The 24,795-nt window shown below is 43.5% G+C and carries 20 protein-coding genes and 3 pseudogenes; 22 read left to right on the top strand and 1 reads right to left on the bottom strand.

What is annotated here, in order from left to right; translation table 11 throughout:
• The 20 genes and pseudogenes from BO26_RS15855 to BO26_RS15760 form a co-directional block, all read left to right on the top strand.
• A partial coding sequence (locus BO26_RS15855) for a Tox-REase-5 domain-containing protein (protein WP_036773073.1) occupies window positions 1–587 on the top strand: 587 nt, incomplete at its 5' end.
• Window positions 588–613: 26 nt separating this feature from the next.
• The gene (locus BO26_RS15850; protein ID WP_036773071.1) at window positions 614–1,336 is read left to right on the top strand and encodes an Imm52 family immunity protein; all 723 of its coding nucleotides are present in this window, start codon (window positions 614–616) and stop codon (window positions 1,334–1,336) included.
• Window positions 1,337–1,381: 45 nt separating this feature from the next.
• Window positions 1,382–1,582 carry a PAAR domain-containing protein gene (locus BO26_RS24200; RefSeq protein WP_036773070.1) on the top strand — a complete coding sequence of 67 codons (201 nt, stop codon included), beginning with the start codon at window positions 1,382–1,384 and terminating at the stop codon, window positions 1,580–1,582.
• 285 nt (window positions 1,583–1,867) lie between these two features.
• Window positions 1,868–2,104: pseudogene (locus BO26_RS24450) on the top strand (transposase); the annotation flags it as partial.
• A 965-nt stretch (window positions 2,105–3,069) separates the two neighbouring features.
• Window positions 3,070–4,293 carry a DegT/DnrJ/EryC1/StrS family aminotransferase gene (locus BO26_RS15835; protein ID WP_477707041.1) on the top strand — a complete coding sequence of 408 codons (1,224 nt, stop codon included), beginning with the start codon at window positions 3,070–3,072 and terminating at the stop codon, window positions 4,291–4,293.
• Window positions 4,294–4,316: 23 nt separating this feature from the next.
• Window positions 4,317–4,970: a histidine phosphatase family protein gene (locus BO26_RS15830; RefSeq protein WP_157835569.1), complete on the top strand. Its 654-nt coding sequence runs from the start codon at window positions 4,317–4,319 to the stop codon at window positions 4,968–4,970.
• Window positions 4,971–4,989: 19 nt separating this feature from the next.
• Complete coding sequence (locus BO26_RS15825; protein WP_036773063.1) at window positions 4,990–8,670, top strand: hypothetical protein; 3,681 nt, start codon at window positions 4,990–4,992, stop codon at window positions 8,668–8,670.
• A gap of 7 nt (window positions 8,671–8,677) precedes the next feature.
• Window positions 8,678–10,591 (top strand): hypothetical protein, encoded by a 1,914-nt coding sequence (locus BO26_RS15820; RefSeq protein ID WP_036773062.1) that lies wholly within the window; start codon window positions 8,678–8,680, stop codon window positions 10,589–10,591.
• Window positions 10,584–11,834 carry an aminotransferase class III-fold pyridoxal phosphate-dependent enzyme gene (locus BO26_RS15815; RefSeq protein ID WP_051691015.1) on the top strand — a complete coding sequence of 417 codons (1,251 nt, stop codon included), beginning with the start codon at window positions 10,584–10,586 and terminating at the stop codon, window positions 11,832–11,834. Before BO26_RS15820 ends, BO26_RS15815 begins: the two co-directional genes overlap by 8 nt.
• The gene (locus tag BO26_RS15810; RefSeq protein WP_036773060.1) at window positions 11,831–12,604 is read left to right on the top strand and encodes a PIG-L deacetylase family protein; all 774 of its coding nucleotides are present in this window, start codon (window positions 11,831–11,833) and stop codon (window positions 12,602–12,604) included. The genes BO26_RS15815 and BO26_RS15810 overlap by 4 nt, the downstream gene beginning before the upstream one ends.
• Window positions 12,589–12,864 carry a DUF6137 domain-containing protein gene (locus BO26_RS15805; RefSeq protein ID WP_036773058.1) on the top strand — a complete coding sequence of 92 codons (276 nt, stop codon included), beginning with the start codon at window positions 12,589–12,591 and terminating at the stop codon, window positions 12,862–12,864. Before BO26_RS15810 ends, BO26_RS15805 begins: the two co-directional genes overlap by 16 nt.
• Window positions 12,865–12,878: 14 nt before the next feature.
• Window positions 12,879–14,111: a 2-deoxy-scyllo-inosose synthase gene (locus BO26_RS15800; protein ID WP_036773056.1), complete on the top strand. Its 1,233-nt coding sequence runs from the start codon at window positions 12,879–12,881 to the stop codon at window positions 14,109–14,111.
• 157 nt (window positions 14,112–14,268) lie between these two features.
• A complete protein-coding gene (locus BO26_RS15795; RefSeq protein ID WP_036773054.1) occupies window positions 14,269–15,180 on the top strand; it encodes a radical SAM protein in 912 nt (303 codons plus the stop codon).
• A 16-nt stretch (window positions 15,181–15,196) separates the two neighbouring features.
• A complete protein-coding gene (locus BO26_RS15790) occupies window positions 15,197–16,426 on the top strand; it encodes a glycosyltransferase (RefSeq protein ID WP_036773051.1) in 1,230 nt (409 codons plus the stop codon).
• Window positions 16,427–16,462: 36 nt separating this feature from the next.
• Window positions 16,463–17,170, top strand: a complete 708-nt coding sequence (locus BO26_RS15785; protein WP_051691014.1) for a radical SAM/SPASM domain-containing protein — start codon at window positions 16,463–16,465, stop codon at window positions 17,168–17,170.
• The gene (locus tag BO26_RS15780; protein ID WP_036773049.1) at window positions 17,160–18,182 is read left to right on the top strand and encodes a glycosyltransferase family protein; all 1,023 of its coding nucleotides are present in this window, start codon (window positions 17,160–17,162) and stop codon (window positions 18,180–18,182) included. Before BO26_RS15785 ends, BO26_RS15780 begins: the two co-directional genes overlap by 11 nt.
• 70 nt (window positions 18,183–18,252) lie before the next feature.
• Entirely contained in the window at window positions 18,253–19,800 is a 1,548-nt protein-coding gene (locus tag BO26_RS15775) for a GMC oxidoreductase (protein ID WP_167332163.1), read from the top strand.
• 2 nt (window positions 19,801–19,802) lie between these two features.
• Window positions 19,803–20,789, top strand: coding sequence for an ABC transporter ATP-binding protein (locus BO26_RS15770; RefSeq protein ID WP_036773046.1), 987 nt, complete (start codon window positions 19,803–19,805; stop codon window positions 20,787–20,789).
• Window positions 20,790–20,819: 30 nt separating this feature from the next.
• Window positions 20,820–21,593, top strand: a complete 774-nt coding sequence (locus BO26_RS15765; RefSeq protein WP_036773044.1) for an ABC transporter permease — start codon at window positions 20,820–20,822, stop codon at window positions 21,591–21,593.
• The gene (locus BO26_RS15760; RefSeq protein WP_036773042.1) at window positions 21,593–22,381 is read left to right on the top strand and encodes an ABC transporter permease; all 789 of its coding nucleotides are present in this window, start codon (window positions 21,593–21,595) and stop codon (window positions 22,379–22,381) included. Before BO26_RS15765 ends, BO26_RS15760 begins: the two co-directional genes overlap by 1 nt.
• A 62-nt stretch (window positions 22,382–22,443) precedes the next feature.
• Here BO26_RS15760 and phoA read toward each other — a convergent pair whose 3' ends face one another.
• Window positions 22,444–23,880: an alkaline phosphatase gene (phoA, locus tag BO26_RS15755; protein ID WP_036773039.1), complete on the bottom strand. Its 1,437-nt coding sequence runs from the start codon at window positions 23,878–23,880 to the stop codon at window positions 22,444–22,446.
• Window positions 23,881–24,228: 348 nt separating this feature from the next.
• Here phoA and BO26_RS24190 point away from each other — a divergent pair.
• Window positions 24,229–24,577: pseudogene (locus tag BO26_RS24190) on the top strand (IS30 family transposase); the annotation flags it as partial.
• Window positions 24,563–24,795 (top strand): annotated as a pseudogene (locus BO26_RS15745) (hypothetical protein); the annotation flags it as partial. The pseudogenes BO26_RS24190 and BO26_RS15745, both read left to right, overlap by 15 nt.

The raw sequence follows: 24,795 nt of genomic DNA, 5'->3' as shown, positions 1-24,795 counted from the left end.
TCACGGATGAAGACAGAAATATCGTCTGGAGTGCTGAAGCGCATGCGGATTTTTGGGAGGATGATGATTTAGGGGAAGAATCGGTTGATACCAGTACGGTTCAGGCGAAGGCCCAGTCTAAAGCGGAAGAATGTGAAAAAACGGAGAGTAAAAAAGAGTGTAAAGCTTGCCTGGCTATTCCGGTGACGAGTGAAAAATATCGCAAGGTTAGCCGCTGGAGCGCTATCACAATTAATTATCAGCGATTTATTGCCCAAACGAAATATGATCCCACTATACAGATGATCCAGGAATTTCAGTGCCTGAAAGTGACCTTTGATGGCTGGCGACCCGCGTATTGCTTATTTCTGGAGGCCAAAGCGCGGTATGATCAGTTTTTTATTAGTGAGGATGAGCCTAAAGGTTGGTGGAAAGGTGTTTTCTCAGCCGAAAAGCAAGCAGAAAGGCATCAAAAAGTCTGTGATGTACTGGAGGAGACTCCCCGTGTGGAATGGCATTTTTTACAGCCGATTAGTTATGGGTATTTTAAGATACTGTTTAGCGATCATAAAAATATTAGCGTTCATTATACTCCCTATCACTTCTAACAAATTTAGTTTAATCCGAGGTAAATATGACAATAGTTCGTGTAAAAATTAATGTACGTCATCAACAACAGGAAATTATTACCGTCCGTACTGCGTTGATGGATTTGTTTCATATTACACGGCAAATCGATATCTTTTTCGGGCAGAAAAAAAACTGGTATTTAACTGGTTACTCCCGAAAGGAGGCCCTGAAGAATATTGTGTTTGATGAATTGGGGCCAACCGAGGTTGCTATAAAAGACTTTGAAAAAGAATATAAGAAAGATTTTCCTTCATTGATCACTGGCATATGGGATGGCGAAAAGGATGAATTGTCCTGTGGTATTAGTTATAAAAAAATGTCAAGTGTTCGTCCCAACTGGGTTTGGTTAATATTAAACCTAAGAATCGAGAGTACCCGGCTTGATACATCCCGATTAATCGACTTTGTCAAATATTTAGCGACCAGTCGTGACCTTCCTTATATTCAAATCGAAAATAATGGTTATACCGTAAAAGGCAGACAGGTTTTCCCTGATCGCCTCAGTGTTGGCTGGATGCTTTACCAGCCCCGCATTATTGATAAATCCTATCTGCCTATGGCGGAGGAGGTACTTCCCGTTTATCAACATAATCAACAAATCGGCACCTTGATTATCACTAAGAAAGGCATTTTTGATGGTGGAAATCAGGATGATATTGATAAATCCAATGATGTTGAAATTCAGTTAGTGAACTTGGGATTATTGCCATTAATTACTGAAGTGTGATGGAGATGGTGTTATTTACCAATCGAGAAATGGTGGAGAACGTTAATGTCAAAGGCGGTTATTCTGCTGGGTGATACGACAGATCATGGCGGTAAGGTGATTACCGCTATTGATGACTATACCCGTCATCTTTCAAGTTGCTTCTTTGTTGGCTGCACTCACTCACCCCGGTCACATCGTTATCTATACCCTTCATCTTTCAAGCTGCTGCTTTGTTGGCTACGTTCACTTACCCCAGTCACATAGTTATCTATGCTCCTGGGGATGCGTTCTCTTGCCGCCGCACTGCAACTTGAAACCTATTGGGTATATGCTCCCGGGGATTCGCTCCCTTGCCGCCGCGATGCATCTTGAAATCCATAGGGTATTACTCACAAGGGTATTCCTATCGCGGGTCAAGGCGGGATTCCACTTTGTGTTTAATTTAATCAAAGATAAGTTGACTACGGAATTCCCCTGACCAAATGGCTCTTCGACGTTTAGCCGCCTGACTGTCTTTTATACTGGTATTCTGCTTAATCACATTTAATGCAAAATGACCTGACCCCGCTGAGCCGTGAATTATTTCAAGAACTCTTGCTTGAACTCAAAGAACAGCAGCTGCGTCTGAAAGTACTGGATAAACGCCTCAATCATTTGAATGCACAAGAGGAAGATATTCGTCGTCTACTGACGCTACCAGGTATTGGTCCACTGGGGGCTTCCGCTTTGATGATAGCGCTGGGAGAGAGTACGGATTTCAAAAATGGCCGCCATTTTGCCAGTTACCCATGATGTAAATGATGTAGAAGTCCATAAATTGATGTACTGACAGGTAGAACCGACTCTCTGTGAACCTGGTAAATCACTCAGTCTATCGAGACTGTTGAAATAATGAGGGCAGAGAGTGCGGATTTTCATCAGGGCTCATTGAAGCCGAATATATGTTTGCGATTACGTTGTCAGAAAAATTTATTCACCCACTTGAATTGAGTCGGTGTCCATATATGCTATTTAGTTGGAAAATAGTTTACTCCGTGTATAGAGCTGGATAACTTGAATTCAAGAACTCGAAGCAAGCGATTGAACCGAAAAAACATTTTTTTTACAAATAAGAAGAAATGCGCGATAAAGTTATAGAGACTTTCATCGCGCGTGAAAACTGTATTTTATATATAGATCTAATTATTTAATGTATGACCTTGATTATTAAGATTAAATGTATTGTCTGTGGTGTAATTCTAATTGGTAATATCATATTTGAATTTATGGTATTTACGTGTGATTAATTAATTATGACGTGAATCACGATATTGAAGATTAGATTATTAATTTATTGATTTTTTTTGTATGGTTTGTATTTTATACATAGTTTAAAATAAATTTTAGATTAAAAAATCTAACGAAATAATACATCTTCTATTAAGAAGCAGAATACCAAATGTTAATCTTTTTCAAATCTTACGATTTTATTTAAGTTAAACTTAAAAATAGTGTAACACCTTGTATTAAAGTGAAAGCCTATAGCTATAACTGAGTTTAAGGACTGAGTGTAGCAGTGCTATTGGTTATTTAACTTAGTAAACCGGTAGTAATTCACATAGGATATTCTATGTAAATGAAAGAGAGACATATCCTTTATAGCTTAACGATACCTATGGATTTTTCGCTGGATTAATATCACTTCTTATTTGAAAAGGAGATTACTCATCGTGTCTAAACTGGCAATACATGGTGGCTCTTCCATTCGAACAATGTCTTGGCCTAGGTGGCCTACAAGTTCTCCCGAAACTGTAGATAATCTACTTTCTGTTTTAAATAGTCAGCGTTGGTCAATAAGTGGACCATACCGTGGGGTACCTTCTTTTGAACAGCGTTTTGCTGAAGCTTATGCACATTACACGAATGCTAATTATTGTGTTCCTGCTTCCAGTGGTACTGCCAGCTTGACTATGGCTTTAGAGGCAGTAGGGGTCGGAGCTGGTGATGAAGTCATTGTACCTGGTTTATCTTGGGTCGCTTCAGCATCAGCTGTTCTTAATATTAATGCTATTCCAATGCTAACCGACGTGAATCCTCAGACAGGATGCTTAGATCCAAATGCGGTTGAAAAAGCAATTACTTCTCGCTGTCGTGCTATTACAGTTGTACACCTCGGTTCTGCGGTTGCAGATCTGAATGCCTTAATGCATATCGCAGAAAAACATAATCTGCCACTTATTGAAGATTGTTCTCAAGCACACGGTGCTCGTTTTGCTGGTCAACATGTGGGGACATTTGGTATTGCTGGAACGTTCAGCATGCAACACAGTAAGCTGTTAACCAGTGGAGAAGGTGGAGCGGTACTAACTCAAGATGAGCAAATTGCTAGACGATTAGCCCATCTACGCGCCGATGGACGCACATTAAGCAGTGTACCACCACCGTTGGATCATATGGAGTTATTAGAAACCGCAGAGCTAATGGGTTCAAACTATTGCTTGTCTGAATTTCATGCCGCAATTTTGTTAGCTCAATTAGAAAAACTTGATACCGAGAATGCGATTCGGCGCTGTAATGCCGAATATTTGGATGAATTGATGCTGCAAATTGACTGTTTTCCTCAGAAAACCACTCTGGGTACCACTGAGCGAGTCTATTATAGCTATGTCATTGGATTACCTGAATTTGTTTTAGAGAAGGCTTCAGTAGAAAAACTGGCGGAAGCCCTGTCAGCAGAGCTGAATTTACCTTGTAAGCCTATGTACGCCGCATTAAATCAATGTAAGTTATACCAACCCGCGAGTCGGCGGCGTTTCGCATTAAGCAAAGACTTTCAGTCATCCGTTCAGCCGCAGCGTTTTAGTCTGCCAATAGCGGAGGCATTCTCCCATAGTCACATTGCCTTGCCGCATCATTTTTTACTTGCAGAAGAAACAGACATGCTTGATGTCCAGCGTGCTCTGGAGAAGGTAATGAGCCATGCCGAGCATCTGTGAATCACCAAAAGGCCAAAACTATTATGACATCAACACATTGCCATCGTTTTGTGTTCATCCGACATGCAGAAGCAACATGCAATCTACAGGATGACCATGTGTTAATCAGTTCAGTTTTGCCTGATTCGCCACTGACGGAAATGGGCCAGCAACAAGCACAATTATTGGCAGATAATTTTCCCAAGGAGTTAATCGGAGACAAGATATTTAGCAGCCCAATGGTCCGAGCAATGCAAACGGCCAAATTTCTCACTGCACGGTACAATTTACCGTTGATACCTGATGAGCGTTTGGAAGAAGTGCGTATAGCACCTTCACTGATACCGCCATTAAGTTTGCCGGAATGGGATGCAATGCTGGAAGAACGTTTGAATAGTCCCACAATTAAAGTAAGACCTGAAGTAGAAACTGTTATTGAACAACGAGCACGAGTGACCGATTTTTTGCGTCAACGGCACCAACAGCGTGGCCGGGAAAAGGTCACTTTGATCGTTTCCCATGCATTCACTATAGAGTTAGCAATGTTTGTGTTGTTAGGGCTGGAAATCTCCCCATTACAACGCTGGCATATGCGTATCAGTAATACGGCATTGCACGTTATAGAGAATGAAGAGATAGGTGGAAAATCTAGGCTTGTTCTTGTTAACGCGAAAAATCATTTGAGATTATGGCTTTAAAGGTAAGAAGATAAAACGTATGGCTGCAAAATTTGAACGATTACAACAACTTTCCCGGCACACTGATTTTTCAGCATTGGTTCCAACTTTAGTGGGATTTGCGGCTGATAAAGCGCTTGCCATTGTAAGACATTATCCGCAAGCAGATACCACGCTGCTACGCACCCTCTACAGTCAGTACATCACTGAGCACCCTGACTGGATAAAACAAGTTGAGAGAGTTTGTGGCCCTGCACCCTGGATTATTCGCAGTGCGGGTTTAGAGGATGGCGATACTTTCGTGAATGCTGGAGGCTATGCCAGTATCATCTGTCATTGTCCGGCAGATTTTAGTGATACGCTTTCTGCGGTGGCTTTTAGTGGATTTGAACCTCAATCCATTGAACAGCAACGGTTAAGAGATCCGGGTTATCAACCGCAGCCAATCACCTGTTTTGTTCAAAAATTGATTGAAGGTACGCCATCTACAGTGGATGCCTTACAGGCTCCGTATCTGACAGCCGATGTATGCCATGATTTAAATGAAATTATCAATCAATTACATCAACATCTCTCTGAAATTGCGTTAGACACTGAGTGGGTTTTGGAAACGGATCATGGCCTGGTTTCCGTGACCGGATTGACTTTACATGCCTCTGAAGGTATCCGGGGAGAACTGGCGTTCGGTTTTGGTTTTGCGTCGGCACAATCCCCCGGCTCAAGGGCAAACTCTGTGGCCTATCATTGGCCAACGTTAGCTGCACCTTTGTGGTATGGCGCTCAATTATGTCAGGTTCGAGTGGATAAGATTTGGTTAGTACAGGCACGCCCCGCTCCGGGTTATGTACTTGAGCGTCAGGTTGAACAGTTAACCACTGAAGTGAAAGAAGAGCTGGCACGTAGTATGCGGGTGGTTCCCGTAACAACATTGCTGCATCCTGCAAAGCCTAATTTAGGCGTTTTCCTTTCGGCATCCACATTAGACGATGCTTGGTCTCGTTACCTGCGTCTTCCTTTGCCAGTGCGATCCACTCTTGTGGCTGTCTTCGTTGAATCAGGCGTTGCCAGTGAACATGCTGGCATCATGTTCCGTCAACAAAAATTGCCCGTTTTTCTTACCCAGTTAACCAATATCCCCGCAGTTCCTTTGGTCATTATTGATAGTGTGGGAGAGCACGCCTACTTTAGTGCACAAAAGCCGCTTATCGAATTGGCAACGGAAACCACTGAATCAGTTAATTTACCCGCTGCTGTACAGCATATTTTTGACGATAGTGAATCTTTGCCCACTACGGCGCTGTCTTCTCAAGATCTTTCGGATGTTTTGCAACGTGTGCTGGCTGGCTTACCGGTATTAGAGGAAAAAATCGGTGCCTCACTCAGGCAACGTACTCTTTTTCCAATGGACACGTGGTTACAGCATGGTGACATTGTCCGAAGCCCAAGTTTAACAGGTTGGCTCCTTGCACAAGTCGGTGAGAAAGCAATGACGTTCTACCCTGCTCATTGGTCGGCAACTGATGCGACAACAGATTATCTCTGTGCTTTCAGAGCCAAAACCGATCCGCAATCGACATTACCGCACCTATGTAGGGCTATCCCAACATTGGCGGATAAGGTCAGGCAACTCAATGACCTGCGCCTGCTGATGTTATTCACCAAAGCCGAATCATGGATTGAGAGAATTCCCGCGATGCCATTGACGCAATGGGTTGATGTTGCGATAACGTCCCCAAATGGGGATGGGCGTCTGCTACTGGAGTGTCTACTTCATGTGCTTGCAGATACAGACATTATTCCCATTTATGAAGATGCAGACCGGATCAACATTTTACACGCGCTAACCCAGGCAGCAGGTTCTACACTTTCTGTTCACGAACTGTTTGAAGTTATCCATCATCGCCAATTGTCACCGACTGCACTGGCGAATCTGGTTTGTGTGCCCAAAGCGTTTGCTGACTATGTGGCTTTCTTGTCTCCACTTAAGCGCTTTAAAGCAGCCGCAGCACTGGCAGGAGCGAGTGAAGCTGCTGATTTGCTACAAGCGACGGATAGCCTGATGAAAGAGTTACATCAGGCGCAATTATCCACCTTATGGGCACTTTGTCGCATAGATTTAGTGGATACTTACGATCAAGTACTCAAGGCGGTATTAGCCGATGTTGTTGATAAACATGAGCTGATCACGTATCAAAATTATCTAGATTTGCTCAGAGACTGGATGGAATTTGCCCAGCTATCAGCGCTTTCCGCCATAGAAAAATCGGCATTATGCGTTTTCCAGAGATGGATAGAACATGTTCGTCATAACCCTATGCCGGACACTTTTTTTCTTGAATTAAAAGAAGATGTTGTAGAAATATTGGGGGATGATTTCTTACGTTGGCAGGTTTTAATGCCTGTCGCCGGTAATATGACACCGGAACAGCTACCGATAGAAAATGCCCACCAGTTACACAATCTATTGCATCAATGGATGCTGGTTCGTTTCCGGGCTGAATCAGGACCGGATCTACCCGCGTATTTACACAAATTGATCAATATCGCTGATGGTTTTGGTGATGCCCGCTCTTGCCTTTTAAGGTTAACTAATAACCTCTTTGAGATTTCTCTGCCCTTTGTCGTACACAAGGCCAGCTTCCTCTTTAATGAGAAGGAATTGGTTGTTGAGTTCTGCGAGCTTCCGAATGCCCCGGAAGAGGAGACTGGTCGCTTATATGTCTTCGATGCATTGGCATCACGTATTTCAGAATGGAAACCACAATGGCAGATATCATCAAATCGGGTCTGCCAATTAGGCACTTGGACACTTTTCTTACGTTTAAAGCGTGCTGATGGCTTACATTGGCAGAGACAGGATCTCGAACAACTGGTGCTTTGGTTGCGGGTGCTATTCGATACTGCTTATGATTTCTCCTATGTGCCTAATGATGAAGTTTCCCATGTATATGACATGCTGGGACATTCTCCCTGGCGTGATCTATTCCACGCTTATGTTAATTACCGGGCTGTGATTGATTTTTCTGTTCAGCGTATCACGGTTTATTCGTTGCCCTTTGCCTCAACGCTCGCTGCACTCTGCCTGAATGAATCTATACGTGATGAGGTCACCAGCGCTTACCTTGCTGGTTTTGACCATGCCTGGGATGTTTTTCACCGAATTATTGAGAAGCTGGAAAAAACAGAGGATGACCAAGAACAGTGGGAATGCCTTCACACTACCGCAGGGCAGATGGGATTACTCCTTTCAGCAGTATGGCCTGAGCAGACGTTGATGCGGATGGTACAAAAACCACTCTCCCAGATTGGGGCTGAGCGGATCGCAGTCAGCTTGTTACATCGTCGTGATTTGTCGGCCACATTGCAGCAGTTGGTTATTGCCCCAGAAAATGCCGGATTGCGTAATTTAGTTTTGCACCACGTTCCTGAAATCGCGGTAAATGCAGGTTCTGCTGCCTCAATCGCAGGTGAAATCGCGATTTGGCAAAGTCAGTTTAAACGTTGCAAAGAGTACTTGCTTGCCTATCATGCAAATGTACTCTCTGAGGGCCAATGTCAACAATTTGTCAGACAACTTAGTCTTATCCCTTATGGCATCACAGAGGAAATTGAAACGTGTATTCAACGTGCTCTGGCTCCTATAGCCACAGAGGAGAAAGGCCGTTTTAAATTGTCTGAAGTTGATCCGATTGCGATTATTAGCACTATGCGGACAAAATGAGGGCAGAATGACTAAATACCTAGGCAAGGTTGCCAGAATACAGATTACCCCCTCAGAGTTAGTGGCGAAGTTATTCGCCACTGAATATGCTCAAAACGGTGATGGTTATGTATCAGCCTGCGCTCTGGGACAAATATGGAGCGACCTAAGTCTTCTTACTGAAGCCAGTCAACAGCCGTTATCTGTCCGCCGTCAGGCCAAATGTTTTGCTACACATGCACAACAGGCCGCTTTGTCTATCGCTTGTGGTCATAAAATCACGGCTGAAACGGAGTGTTCTCAACAAATAGGTCTTGTATTGCAAGGTCAATTTTCTCCCTGGATGGATCTACTGACCCGTATTTTGGCACTCCCCTTGCCAGAGTGTTATGGCTATGATTTAGGGGATACCGAAGTCTGTGTGGATGATGCAATCCGTTTCGCCCGCCAGTTTGCCTCTGGGCGTTCCATTGTGGTTGTTGGTCTCCGCAGTGGTGGGAGTTTTCTTATTCCACGTTGGGTTGCAGGATTAACTCAGATTAATGGTGTGTCCCCTGCATGGCTAACACTGCGCCCTTTAAGGCATATTAACGCCTATTGTCAGTACCATCCTTCAGAGTTGGATACTCTATTTCGTCTTCTTGACGCACAATCTGAACGTCCAGACGTCGTGATTGTTGATGATCAACCCGATACAGGCAATACCGTTGAAAAACTTGCGGAATGGTTAGCCTTCAAAGCAGAAAACATCTGGTTTGCCAGCATTGGGCATGTGAGAAAAATCACAACATCAGCTTCATGGTCAACCGTATTTGTGCGATCACCACTGATGACACGTGAACGGCGTTCACTCTGGCAACTGTTGTTAAAAAATGATCACCGCCATTTTCTTTCTACATTGACTTCTGCGATACCAGCGTCTGATTTACTGAATTCGACAATAATAAATAACGCGGATACACAGATTTTTATCCATTGCCCAACAATGGAAAAAAGATATGGCTTGGGTGAGGCTTGGTTGCCTTGGAACTCGCCAGCAATGGAAAAATATGCAAGAAGGTTGATTAACCCCAAAAAAACCCCCTTGTTAGTCACGGATAAACATGAAACCCCATTGTTGCACCTGAGATTTATTGGGGAAAGCACCTATGGACTCATGGAATTCAATCGGGTGAAGCAAGCCAATACTGCCCATCCTCAGGCGTGGTTTCTTGATGGTTATCATATTGCTCAACATCTTCCGGGATTGCGGCCATTACGAGATCTTATGGCTGAAACACCTCATGAAAATCATCAGGTTTGGCTTACACAGTGCAACGCTGTTATTCAGTCTGTCAGCCAATCACCTTTAATAGATATTGCCGGCCAGCTACCTCAGATTCCAATAGGCGCAGCCATTCGTAATGCATGGGAACGCTTGCAACACAAAATGGGTAAAAGTAAATTGAGTGAACACAAATTACCTGACTTACCTATTTGGCTTGATTCACTCAATATTCCTCCTTTTGCAGGAAGTACCCGACCAATACGCTCTTCCCTTAGCTATGCCTTTGGTGATTGGCACTGGCAAGTTGGTAAGGATGGGCATCTCTACCGTTTTCATCAGGAGGCTAACTGGGGAGGGATAAGCTGGCCAGAATTGGAGATAGCTGTTTTTCTGTTGGTATATCAACTGCCGCCCGCCACATTACAGCTGATGTACAGCCGTAACCGGACAGAGAATGATAATTCACTAGTGATATTCACTTCCTTACCTGTTGCGCTGCTTTTACTACTTGACGGTTTCCGCCGGGAAGTACGTCAATTTAGCCCTATAGGTAAGATGCGCTTATGTGAAGATCTCACCTTGTTATTCCAAACTTTTATCAAGTACCACAACTTGATTATCGAAAGCATCGCGAATATGCAACCGACTGAAATATCGGGGAGTGTCTATGAGTAAACCTGAAAAAATCGCCTCTGTTGTCGGCGTACCGGCACCAAACTTACATGCTCTATCCGCAAGTGGTGCTATCGTCAGACTGAGTGATGGAAAAGACTATATTGACCTGATGAATGGCAAAGGTAGCATCACGTTGGGACACTATCATCCGGTAGTCACAGAAGCAATAATCGCCAGTTTAAATAATAAACAGGGGTCTTCCACCTGCTGGTCAGAACCTTTTGAGGCTCTTGCAGAAATCATCGTTGCTGATAGTGGTATCCCCAATGGACAAGTTGCCTTTTTCAGCTCAGGAACTGAAGCCTGCCGTGCTGTTGTCCAGTGTGCCCGGAAGATAACAGGTAAAAAAATCATCGCCAGCGCAGGTTACCACGGTTGGGGGGATTTATGGGCTTCGCCTTCCCATTTTTTGCAGCCAAATGAAAGCGGTATTATCGACTTCTACTTCATCCCCGAATTACTAGCTGATGTGTTAGAAAACTATCATGGCGAAGTCGCAATGGTGATGATTTCTCCCGACTATGTACATCTCAAACCAGAAACATTAAAAAAAATAGCCCATCTTGCCCGTGAATATAGCGTTCTATTTTGCAGTGATGAAGTCAAAAATGGCTATCGTTCAGTGACTGGTTCTGCGTTACAACAGGTTATTGGCGAACAGGCTGATTTTTATACCTTTGCCAAAGGACTATGCAATGGGCAACGCTTATCCTGCCTCGTCGGGCCAACTGAAATGATGCAAAAAACTAAACATATGACCTATACCGCCTACTTTGACACAGTGCCTATTGTTGCTGCTTTAGCCACATTGAAATATATGCATGACGAACAAGGCTACAAACGTCTGGTCACGTGTGGGTCAATGTTAGCAAACACATTACGCACACTAATTGCACAGGCAGAGTTGCCAATAAAAGTCATGGGAGATGGACCATTACTGCAATTTGTCTGTGCAACGCCAGAATTGGATGAGGCTTTCTATACTGCTTGCGGTAAACACGGCCTGTTACTGTATAAGTTTGATAATCAGGCTATCTCGCTGGCAACTGAAGCCGTTTTAACGGAATTGGAAATCCACTTCAAACAGGTATTTTCAGAACTTGCTCTGCACTTTTCTACGCAGCACCAAATCTATGTCTCTATCGAGCGACAAATGGAAGCCGCATTTAATATGATCGACGGTGCCAGTGATATTATGCCTGCTGCCGATGCTATCCATTGGTTACAAAGGTATGCCTTATGAGCAGAATAAAAGACTGGTATGGTAAACGTCTGACCTTAATTGCTCCACATCCCGATGATATTGCTTATTCGATAGGTGGTTTTGTCTCACAACTGGCGGCTGTATCCACATTAGAGGTTGTGACCGTATTTACCCAAAGTCGATGGGCGCTCCCTAAATCCCTGCGTGATGCGGGTTCCGACGTTATCAGTAAAGTACGGGTAAAAGAAGAGCAGACTTTTTGTCAAAATTTTAAGATGAAGTTATACCCTCTTGGGCTCTCAGATTCCAGCTTGTCCGGCTATGACGATGGGAGTGAGCGCCAATTGCAGTTTACTCAGGGACAACTTACTAATGACATACGAACTTTAATCGTATTGGAGATGCTACAGCAGGTCTTGGAAGAGTCCAACCCTGATGTTGTGATTGCGCCAGCCGCCATTGGTCATCATATCGACCATCAGATTGTCCATCATGCCATTTGTTCACTACATAATCATCAATGGCAACTTGCTTTTTACGAAGACCTGCCCTATGCAGCTGAATTTACACTGGATATTTTGGAAAAACAGTTGACAGAGCGAAAATTCAGCATACTAGAAGCCATCAGTATTGATCAAGCATTAGCAGATAAATTCTCAGCACTATCTAATTATGCCAGCCAAACCGATCAGGAAACGATTGATGCAATTATTGTCCATGCACAACGTCTGGCACAAACATGTTTCCATACCGGGCAAGCCGTTTACCATGCAGAAAGATTTTGGGAGAAATCATGTCAATATCAGTAGGTTATATTCGTCAATTAATTATCAAAATCGCCTGTGAGACAACGGGAGATGACGTAGAAGAACTAATCAAGCGAGGACGGTTAGAGATCCCTGCACGGGATGCCATTGAATTTATGGTACGTCTGGAAGCACTCCTTGACTGCACTCTGGGTTGGTCGAAATACGAACATTTGTCAATGGAAATTAATAACCTCGCAGAAATAATAAACAAGAAGCTTAATACACAATCATCTGATGAACCAATGCCATTATCACCTTAATCATAGGTAAAAAAATGATAAATACTGAAAAAAATGGTATTGATATACCTTTTAATAACAATAAATTACATGACAAAAGCAATGTGTCATCCTGTTTACTTCAAGATAATGCGTATTCTATGCATAAAATTGAGTTGCATTTTGAAGATGTTGCTTATCCTTTCTGGGTAGGGAGCCACTGCACAGAGGAAATTTCGGCGCATTTAGCTGAGATGTCGGCGTCTTCTCTGCATATCATTACTGACGATACCGTAAACCAGCTTCATGCTGCTCCTTTCGTACAACGGCTAACTCTAAAAACAAAGGTGCCGGTTTGGGTCTGGTCAATTCCAGAAGGAGAAGCAAATAAATCACTCAATACATTGGATTATCTGGCAAATCAATTGCTTAATACGGATATTGATCGCAAAAGTGTTATTGTCGCGATGGGAGGGGGGGTTATCGGCAATATAGCAGGGCTGCTGGCCGCGCTACTATTTCGTGGTATTCGTTTCGTGCATATCCCCACTAGCCTGATTGCAATGAGCGATTCTGTTATTTCTCTTAAACAAGCGGTAAACATGCCACAAGGAAAAAATCTGATGGGCTGTTTTCATACGCCCGAAGCGGTTTTTGCTGATACTGCTTTCCTGCTGACGTTGCCGTCCCAACACTTGCGATCTGGATTATGCGAAATCATTAAAAATGTGCTGATATTAGAAACCGAAAATATCCCATTTTTAACCAGTACACTGAATGCAGAAGCGCATTACGACGAACAAACACTTGCATGTATCGTTCAGGCGGGGGCTCTCACCAAACAAAAAGTCATGGTTAACGATAAGCGGGAGAGACATCATGCCCTTGTATTCGAATATGGTCACACTGTAGGGCACGCTATCGAATTAAGCTGTAATGGAAGACTGACTCATGGTGAATCTGTGGCGCTTGGCATGATAGTCGCAGCTGAAGTTTCTCACACCCTTGGTTTATTGACATCACAAGCACGTGATATGCACTACCGCCTGATTCACCTTAACGGCGTCGATATTAAGGCACCTGTAGGAACAACCCCGGAAGCCATTATGCAGATACTGCAATCTGATAATAAACGTGGTTATCTGCGCGCGAAGCCCAATGAAATTCCGATGATTCTGTTAAATGAATTGGGAACCCCCCTTTGGAGTGGTGAAGGGCATCCCTTAACACTTGTGCCTATTGATTTAGTTGAATCAATGTTGCGCCAGCATATTTTTCAAACAACCTAAAATTTAATCAGAATCTGATTACAGCCTGTCACGACAATTGTTCAACGGAGCGCAGTAAAGAAGTTAAAACCTACTGGCACTATATGAGAGTTCTCAGTTTCTAGAGGTGCCTATAAATGTCGATCTATACGTAGTAATCAGGTTCTTAGGGGGTATTATGTCAGACTTAATCAATATCATTCATACTATTCAACCACCTTCATCTTGGCCCCCCGTGACTCGCCGGGTGCGTCGTTATCGTAATATCGGGATAAAAACATCTTGTAATTTACGTTGCAGCTATTGTGAGATAAAGCGGGCTAGAGTGAATACTGAAGCTATTATTAGTTCATTAACACGCATTTTGGAGCGCTTTAATCCGCATGATGTTTTCCTTCGGGTTGAAGCCGATGGGGAAATTACACTGTACCCAAAAATACTCGATTTTTTGGCCGAATGTGTTCAGAAAAAAGATTATTCCATCGAAGTACTCACCAATGGCACTCGTCTTCCCGCCTGTCTTCGTCCTGGCTTGCTCTGGGTCATTTCTATTGATGGGCATACTGAGCAAATGAATAAGGCACGGGGTTTAAAACAAAAACAGATAGATATCATTTTAGACCATGCCGTGAGCCTTTCTGCTGAACTGCAATGTGTCTACCACGGCCAATCCATCGAAGAAATTAATGATTTTATCGATACCTTACAGACTCGTGGTTTCACTGGTCGCCTACATTTTTTACCCCTGCTAGCAACTAAAGGGCGACCGCTGACAGTGCATCTGAATTATGAACAACTTCATAAAGCCCCTTTTTTGGAATGTAAGGCTTTCTTCGACCGTTGGGATTACATCTACCAACATGGGCGACGTGGTGATTTCGTCTGTGACCAGATTAAGAATGGTTTCAACTATTACATTGATGGCGAAAATATCTCAATGGTGAAGTGTGATTCTTACTCTCCTGTTCCCAAGTATTTGGAAATTGAAGGATTGCAAGAAGAGCAGGAATACGACCACTTTCCTTGTGGTACTTGCCTTTCTAACCAGGAGTTCAACAACCAGCGTGATCGTATGACACTTAATAAATAGGAAAAGAGGACAAGATATGCGTGTATTGCGATTAACGCCTTTTTTTCATCACCCTGATGTAAAGAGTTGGCCTGCTGAATATGACTCTGTCGGCGGAATGCAGATTCAGATCTGGCGGCAGGCTATGTGGTTGGCGGAGCGAGGAGTACAACAGCATGTGATGACTATCGGTTTTCCTGGTCTGCCACACCAACGTAATTTACACACCAATCTCTGTGTAGAAAGGACTTATCTCCGGTTACCTGAATTACGTTCGGAGTTGACTGGATTAAAGGGATTAACCCAATCTTGGGCACTGGCAACGTTGTTAGCTATCCGCCCAAAAATGCGACAGGAACCTTTTGATCTTATTCATCTCCATCTTGATGGGCAAATCCCTGCGCTGCTAGTCGCTTATCTGGTTCCTAAGTTGCTATCTTGTCCATTAATACTCACTATCCACTGTTCACGACTGTCAGTTTATCAACCGATGTCAATTTGGGATCGTATGACACATAAACTGGCTCGCTATCTGGAGCGTAAGGCGGTAAACATTGCCGCAACAACCATCGCACTGACTGAACGTACCGCCTCTGCTATTCGTCCATATGCTCGTCGTGTGGAAATCGTTCCTGATGTTGTCGATCCTAAACGATTCCGGCATCCCGGTGAATCAGCAATCCAGGCTTTTCGAAAGAAATATGGATTAAAAACAAAAAACATTGGCTTTATTGGGCGTATAGCAAAAGAAAAAGGCTGGACACATTTTGTTGCTGTGGCTGATCGTCTGCGTCATCTTGACCTGCATTTTTTAGTCGTGGGAGATGGCCCGCAGCGGCATAGACTTGAAGAGACTATTGCTCAACATCAGCTAGAGTCCCAATTTACCATCACGGGATTTATCCCTAATGATCAGGTGGCAACCGCGATTGCGGCCTGTCATGTCATTGTCATGCCGTCAGAACACGAAGAGTTTGGTGGTGTTTCCATTGAAGCTACTGCGGTAGGAGTGCCGGTGGCGGCCTATGCCGTTGGCGGTATTAACGAAATACTGGGAAAAATTTCGCCTGAGCTGCTCGCTCCTGCTGGAGACATGAACCAATTGGTTAACTGTATTAACTGTGCTCTGGCCCAGCCTCAACAGACTCCCATTATAGAAGAGAGTGATAACAATAAAAATCCGATAGAAATTTTTGCACCAGACGCTGTATTGCCTCGATTAAAAAGTATCTATCACGAGCTAGTCGAGCAATCTGTTACCAAATAACAGTACCCAACCAAATAACATATAAGGATAGCGTATATGTTTTCTATGGTAGAGATTGAAATCAATTCACGATGCAATCGACGTTGTGTGTATTGCCCTAATGTAACAGCGCCACGCAATGCCCCTAACAGAATGAAACCTGAGCAATTTGAGCGTATTATCGACAGATTGGAAGAAGCAAATTTTACCGGGAGACTTTCTTATCATTTTTATAATGAACCGTTGCTGCATCCTAAATTACCGCAATTTGTTGCCCGGGTCACTAAACGGCTGCCGGAAGTCAGACAAATACTGTATAGCAATGGCGATTATCTGACGGATGAGAAATATCAACTGTTACATAAAAATGGCATTAAACAGTTTATTATCACTCAACACGATAGCAAACCTGGAGCGCCCAAACCTGATCTTATCTGGCTTATTCCTGATCAGTTACAGTTAACCAATCGCGCGGGCAATGTGATCGCTGGGCCAGAAATCGTCTCGAATCTTCCCTGTTTTGCGCCATCAGACATGTTGATTATCACGATCACAGGAAATGTAGTACTTTGCTATGAAGATAACAAAGAAGAAGTGGTTCTCGGCAACGTCTTTGACACCCCTATCATGGGAATCTGGAATTCACCTCAGTTTCGTCGGGCTCGTAAAGCACTCTCATGTGGAAATCGAAATGCAACGGACATTTGCCGTCGTTGCAATAATCGTTCACATCAAAAAAGTGAGGCGTTCGATTATGTCCTTTAAAAAAACGTTACAATATGTGGTATTGATAGAACGGTATCCAGACAATTTTGATCGGCGGGGATGGGGGGGAATAGAAACGGCCTATTGGAATCTTGCGCATATCCTGCCCCGCTGTGACGTTGAGGTCATTTGGTATTCTGCGCAAGAATACCCAACCTTTGATAATTTAGCAGAGCAAGTCTCGTCCCAAAATATCACGGCTATCATTCCTTTAATGGAAAGTGAGTTATTTCGCGTCGGCCAACAAGCGCCAGAATCGCTGAGACAGCGTACTATCCGGGTCTGGCATGATGTCTCGTTGCTCACCGACACCCATGCCAATTTGTCTACCTGCCATGCCCATCAGCCCGGAGCAAATGCCGCTGATTGTGTCGCCATTGCCGCTGCGCCAGACGCCTATGCCGCCGATATCTTTTTTTATGAGGCGCCGTGGACATATTGCTTTCCCAAACGACATTACATTCCCTGGGCGGCGGATCATATCCCCGCCCGAGATTACCATTCCCCCAACGGTCCTGTAGTCTTATTGGCGGGTAAAGTGGCGCTTGAGAAGCTCTCTCCGGTTGTTGAGGCTTGTTTGGAGAAGGGATTGCATCTGCATATCCTCTTTAACAACTGGTCGAAACGAGGCAAAGAAGCTAGGCACTATTTTAATGGCTTAAATTTGGGTGAACGACATAAGGTTTTCGATTATTACGATCTGGAATATGATCATGAGCTGATTTTTGGCGGAGCCAGTGCCACATTAGTATTAAGTGATTATCACGAAACATTTAACTTTCTGTCAGCCGAAGCTGTACAACTGGGTATACCGGTTGTGACTTATGTCCATTCGGGGGCTACACGCCGTTTTGCCGCTCATCTTGCTGAAGATAACAACGCTTTACTTGATTGGTTGAAAGAAGATGGTATTACGGGGCTGACTCCAGTTCCACGATCTGATTGGTTATGGAATGACGTGGGTGCTGCTTATCGCCAATTGTTACACCACATGGCAGCGCGCCACCGATGAAAACAACCTCCTTTGGCCTTTCTAGTGATGAAAAGAAGTGGTGATAATGGACCCTGGAGAAAATCATAAGATGTCAATTCAAGAAAAATTACAGTTAGGTGCACGCCATTTTCATGGATTAAAACAGGCACCTGCTGAGTTAGTTGCCGATGCTTGTGTGATAGGTAGCGGTGCCAGTGGTGCGGTAGTTGCGAATGCACTGCAAGCATGTGGCTGGTCGGTCATTATGGTTGAAGAAGGAAACCTACTTGCGCCTAAAGTAACACAAGAAGAGGTGGATAGCTCTTCTCCTATGGCAGAGATTAAGGGGGAAAATGGCTGGGAAGAGCGGGGATGGTCTTGGAGTACGCGAAACGTAGGAGGGGGAACGCTCTTTTATGGCGGTGCATCTTTCCGTTATCAGGATTGTGATTTTGATGCTCGCTCCTGGTTATCAGGTATTGGGCTTGATATTGCTTGGCCAATTCATCTAACTGATTTAGAAAAATACTATGCTATTGTTGAGGAACAATTGCGTGTCAGTGGTGGGCCACACACAGCACCCGCAAAAGAGGGAGGCAATGCCCTCCCAAGGTCACTGCCTGCGGATATCATGGCAGCGGCGGCAAAACAGCTCGGTTATCATCCGTTCACAACGCCGATGGCGATTGATCCTAAACTCTGCACACAGGAAAAACGCTGTATTGATTTCCAATGCCCCAGCGGTGCTAAAAGTGATGTCCTGAATATCTATATTAAGCGTTTGGTCAACCACTGCAATTTTACCCTCCTTTCAGGTATCCGGGGCGTGGCGCTGGAACAAGAACGTTCGGAACAAATCAGTACGCTGCGCTGTCTGGATCTGGAAGATGGTAGTATTCGTCATGTGAAAGCACGGTATTTCTTCGTTGCCTGTAACGCAATACAGAGTGCGGCACTTTTATTGAGATCAGTCACCCCTTTTGCGCCCAATGGTATTGGCAATCGGCATGATCTCGTTGGCCGTGGGCTATGCATGAAACTCAGTCAGCGTATACGTGGTGTAGTACCAGTAACTGATGCCACACGTAATCATGCTGTTGGGCTTCGTGGTCCTTTCTCCACGTTGGCGATTTTGGACCACTATCTTGATGCTCGTTGCCCCAGTGGAATGGGAGGATTAATTTACGAAGCGCGTACCATCCCTGCCCCCGATGAGTTCCCTGAACTACTACCCTTAGAACTAGAAACCATCATTGCAGATACCCCTGCCTATGAAAACCGGGTGAAACTTTCTTCTCATCGTGATGTCTGGGGGATACCTAAAATCATGATCGACTATCAGATAGCTCCTCATGATTTGGCTCGTCTGTCCTATATGGTTGAACGCGCTGTCGATATTCTTCACGCCGCAGGTGCCACACGAATTCATTCTAAACGTACACGTTCTGAAGAAGGGAGTACTCACCTGCATGGTACATGCCGTAGTGGTACAGATCCTGCTCGTTCTGTTTTAGATCCTAATTGCCGAGTTCACGAACTCGAAAACCTTTATATTGTAGATGGCAGCTTTATGCCTTTCCCCGGTGGGCTCAATCCCACACTCACCATTCAGGCAAATGCATTACGTGTAGCACAACATGTTGTTGGAGTTGACTGAGCATGATCCGAGCAGAAGAAGTCTCCAGAATTTATCAGGTGCATCAACGTAACGAAAGTTTCCGTTCCGCGCTCAATTCACTCTGGAAAAGGAAATATGAAACCGTCGTCGCACTAAAAAATGTCAGCTTCCAGATAGAAAATGGTGAAAGGGTAGGGATACTCGGCCCCAATGGTGCCGGCAAAACCACATTGGTCAAGTTACTCAGTGGGTTATTACATCCCAGCAGTGGCCGAATCACCATCGAAGGACATACTCCCTATTTGCGCGAAAAAACTTTTTTACACAGTGTTGGTCTTGTAATGGGTAATAAGGGGCAATTGATCTGGGATTTGCCTCCTATTGATACATTTGAAATGATCCGGGTCCTGTTTGAGATTCCCGTGGCCGTACATAAACAGACTCTGAAAGAGTTGGGCGACTTACTGCAACTGAACACCATCATGACCAAACCCACTCGCCAGCTCTCATTAGGGGAACGTATGCGGTGTGAAGTGGTTGCCTCGTTGATCCATCAACCCAAGGTTCTCTTTCTTGATGAACCGACGATTGGTCTTGATGTCGCCATGCAAGCTGCTCTGCGTGATTTTGTTGCTGAATATAATCGCCGCCACAATGCTACTATTCTGCTGACGTCACACTATATGGAAGATGTGCGGGTATTGTGTCAACGTATTATCATTGTTGATCGTGGCACGATTTTCTATGACGGCGATCTGCGAACCTTCACGGCGAAACAGAATCCTGAAAAAATCGTCTCGTTCTCGATGAATCGCCAGATCAATATTCCCGATTTTTCACGCTTTGGCACGCTCATTTCACAAACGGAAGAGCGTTCCCAAATTCGAGTTCACCGCGATCATGTCCCTAGACTCGTACATTTTCTGGTTGAACAACAATTGGCAGTTGACCTCACCATAGAAGATCTTCCATTGGAAGAAATACTGCGCCAGATTTTTGGTCATCCCAACCAGAATAAAACCGAATAAAAATAAATTCCTGAATAGAGGCGAACCGACATGCTTTTCGCTCTTATAAAAGTCCGATTATTTGAAACATTCTCATTTCGAGCCGAATTTCTGCTCTGGCTCGTCACACTCAGTATGCCATTAATCATGCTGGTTTTTTGGCGTTCGGTAACTCAAGATGGCTCTTTTCAAGGTTATACCGCAGAGGATTTTAATCTTTACTATGTTGCCGTTCTCGTGACCACTATATTAACCAGCTGTAACAACGTCTGGGACATTAACGAAAATATCCGTCTTGGTGAACTTTCTGTTTGGTTGATGCGCCCCATTCATCCTTTTATCAACTATTTGGCAATTACTATTGCCGAACTGGGATTAAGCCTAATTGTTGCCTTACCTATTTTTATATTGGCACTGATAATGAGCTTACAGAGCCAACCGCTAAATTTACCGCAATTAGGTTTGCTGGCACTGGCGTTGTCAGGTGCCTTCCTTATTAATCAAAGCATCCACTTGCTGATCGGGAGTCTGACCTTCTGGATCGAGCGTTCATTAGTTGTACATAAAATATATGTTGCGGCCAGTAGTGTACTATCAGGATATATGTTTCCGTTGGCCTTATTACCAGAGTGGGCAGGTCAGATAGCAAATTGGCTGCCATTCCGGTTTGTAATTTCACTGCCAGTAGAAATATTAATTGGAAAACATTCCCTGCTTGTCGCTGCTCATTGGGTAGCCTGTCAGTTCGCACTGGTGGCTTTACTGTTTGCTGCCGCATTTTTTGTCTGGCGGCGAGGTGTCCGCCGTTACTTGGCGTTTGGATAATGATGCATTCTCTTGTAGTCATTCGTATGGCGTTTATCTTGAGTATAAAACGCTCTATACAATACCGTTGGGACTTCATGATAGATGGTTTGCTTTCACTCATCATGGCGATACTACAACTGTTACCGCTTTTCATTTTGTTTAATGAACGTGGTACCGTTGCAGGCTGGTCATTCGAGCAAATGCTGGTATTAATGGGCTGGTATATGATGTTATATGCTGTTGTTGAAGGTTTGATTGCTCCCAGTCTTGCTGCCGCTGTTTCAGGTATTCGAACGGGTTTATTTGATTATATTTTAATGCGGCCCGTCGATTCACTTTTTCTCTGTTCACTCGTCGATATTAGGTTATGGAAAAGTATTGATTTTTTCTTCGGGCTTGGCTTGGCTATTTACGCTTTTATACAGCTTGATATTCAACCTTCGTTCATGGATATCATGATGACAGTCATCTTATCGCTCGGTGGGCTTGCCACGGCTTACGCGTTGTTTGTTCTTGCTATTGCTGCCTCTTTTGCATTAGTCAGGGTGCAAAATTTGACTAATGTTCTCTCTTCGTTATTGGGTTTTGCTCGCTGGCCTATTCATCTATTTGGTATGCCCTGGCGGTTAATCTTTAGTTTTCTGATCCCCATTGGTGTCATGACCAGTTCCCCAGTTATGGCATTGTTAGGGATGTTGACCTTGCCTTTGGCAATGGGATCGCTGGGAATAGCCATCTTTTTCTTTATCGTGGCACGATTAGTTTGGAAGCGTGCATTGCGTGGATATCGTTCGGCTTCTAGCTAATAAGATCACTCGCGCAACATTATGCTGTGCGAGTGATCTTATAACGGGCTGTTCATCTAATATTATTTCAAACCCATCGCATCCCGTATGGTAAAAAATAGATCTGTCTGGTCGGTTAATCCAACAATATTTGCAGCGTGTGGGCCATAAGCTGCTACACGTAATTGTGTGCCAGTATGTTTCTGAGAAGTTGTTTCTGAATTACCATAACTGACTGTGATAACGGCCCCGTCTTTGGTAATCAGTGAACGGGTCAAACCGGGGGCTTTAACATCAGGTTCAATAATCTGACTGGAATGTCCATGATCCGCAGTAACAATTACTAGTGTATCCCCATGTTGTTTAGCGAATCTCAAACCGGCTTGTACTGCTTCATCTAAAGCAACGACTTCACCGATTTGTGCGCAAGGATTGGCGGAATGCTCATAATCATCAGTCAACGCACTTTCCACTTGTAGGAAGAAGCCATTTTTATTGACTTTCAGTAGATCAATGGCTTTTTCGGTCATCTGTACTAATGTCGGTTGCTGCGAACTCCGTTTGGTGTTCAGTTTGCATTTCACCGGGGCTTCGTTAAGATTTCCATGATAAATCGCTTTAGGTCCCTCCCACATTCCGTGTAAAACTTCTTCATTAAATAATCCTAATAGCGGTTTTTTTTGATTCGCTTCTTTCACCGCGTTCAATGATGTTATATCTGTTATCCATTGGTACCCTTGCTCCAGCGCCTGCTGTTTCAGTGTTTTTCCTGTATTGACACCTGCCACTGACTGCTGGGAAAAAATCTCTATTCCTCCCCCTAACGTAACATCTGCACGTGCCACCAGAAGTTGTTCCGTGATAGAACCTTTTCCCCCCTTTTCGAGGGCATCAGTAGGACACATTTTTGATGTTTCTGTTGGGCCATAGCATTCACGCTGAGAGATATGCGCATACAGTGCTGCTGATGTTGCATCCTGAACTTCAGCTGTAGTGACATTACCGGTTGCTTTTCTGTTCTTTTTTGCTAGCTCCAATAAGGTTTGATGGGGTTTGTTAAAAACATCAATGGATAATGCCCCGTTGTAAGTTTTTACTCCAGCAGCCCAGGCAGTAGCTGAAGATGCTGAATCCGAAACATAATTGGGTTTCTTGGTGTCTTTATTTAATGAGTAATGTGTATATTGTCCAACTAATGGCATTGCATCAATTCCCTTGAAAAATCCTCCTGCACCTTCTGCATAGTTACGAGCTAATGTAATTTCAGAATCGCCCATACCATCACCGATAAACAATATAACGTTCTTGACTTTCTTATTATCTAATGAGTCTCTAAGCGCTGCGGTTTGTTCTTGTGTAACTCTGCGTGCTCCACCAAATTTTGTTATGTCACCTTTTGATATACGATATTCAGACGGGGGGTGTTCTTTACTATTGATGGCCAATGTAGGTAAACATGTTCCTAGTGTTAATAATGTTACAAGAAACATAATAAATTTCTTAAATATTTTATTAGTCATCTTATTTTTCCTATGAAAATTTAATTTTATTTGAAGGTTTGATAGTGAAGAATTTACCAAACTCCCCTTAGATAAATGAAAATAAAACTGAAAAATTTAAATAACTGATTTTAATTTTACTATATCATGACTTTGGTTTTGCTACATTTGTAGATATTCCGTATCACCGAGAACTACATCTATCATGTGGGTTTTTCAATCTCTTTTATCTGTTATGTGTAAACTGTTTTAAAGAGGAAAATTTACTTTTCTCATCTGAGCATGTTTTTTCGTTGGATTTATCAGAAGTTATGGTTCTTATTATCTGTTTTTTTAACCTATTATGTAACAATTAGGTTTGAGTAACGCCAAAAGAACGTATTATTTGTATGGGTTGGACGCAAAATGCCATATACAATAATCATTAAACTGAACGAAAAATAGGTGGCGGAAGTCACAGTGAAGGTGTTATACCCATTAAAATCAAGGAGTGAAATAATGACGTTTGATAATGGTTTAGGATTATTGAGTCATTATGCTCTCAGGGAAAGAGGGGTAAATGAGAATATCAATGGATTAATCAGACAAGAATTTCCAAAAGAAACAGACTTTAATAAAATCTCTAACCGAGAGATAAGTTTTGTCGTAAACCGATTAAATAATTTCCTATTGAAAGATTCGGAATAGCAAAGTTACCAATGAATTGTTTAAAGGAATAAGTCCTGACATCACGGATGAAGACAGAAATATCGTCTGGAGTGCTGAAGCGCATGCGGATTTTTGGGAGGATGATGATTTAGGGGAAGAATCGGTTGATACCAGTACGGTTCAGGCGAAGGCCCAGTCTAAAGCGGAAGAATGTGAAAAAACGGAGAGTAAAAAAGAGTGTAAAGCTTGCCTGGCTATTCCGGTGACGAGTGAAAAATATCGCAAGGT

Source organism: Photorhabdus australis DSM 17609, assembly GCF_000711895.1.
Taxonomy (GTDB): Bacteria; Pseudomonadota; Gammaproteobacteria; order Enterobacterales; family Enterobacteriaceae; genus Photorhabdus; species Photorhabdus australis.
The sequence above is the reverse complement of the archived record's forward strand: the minus strand, read 5'-3'. Positions and strand labels throughout refer to the sequence as shown.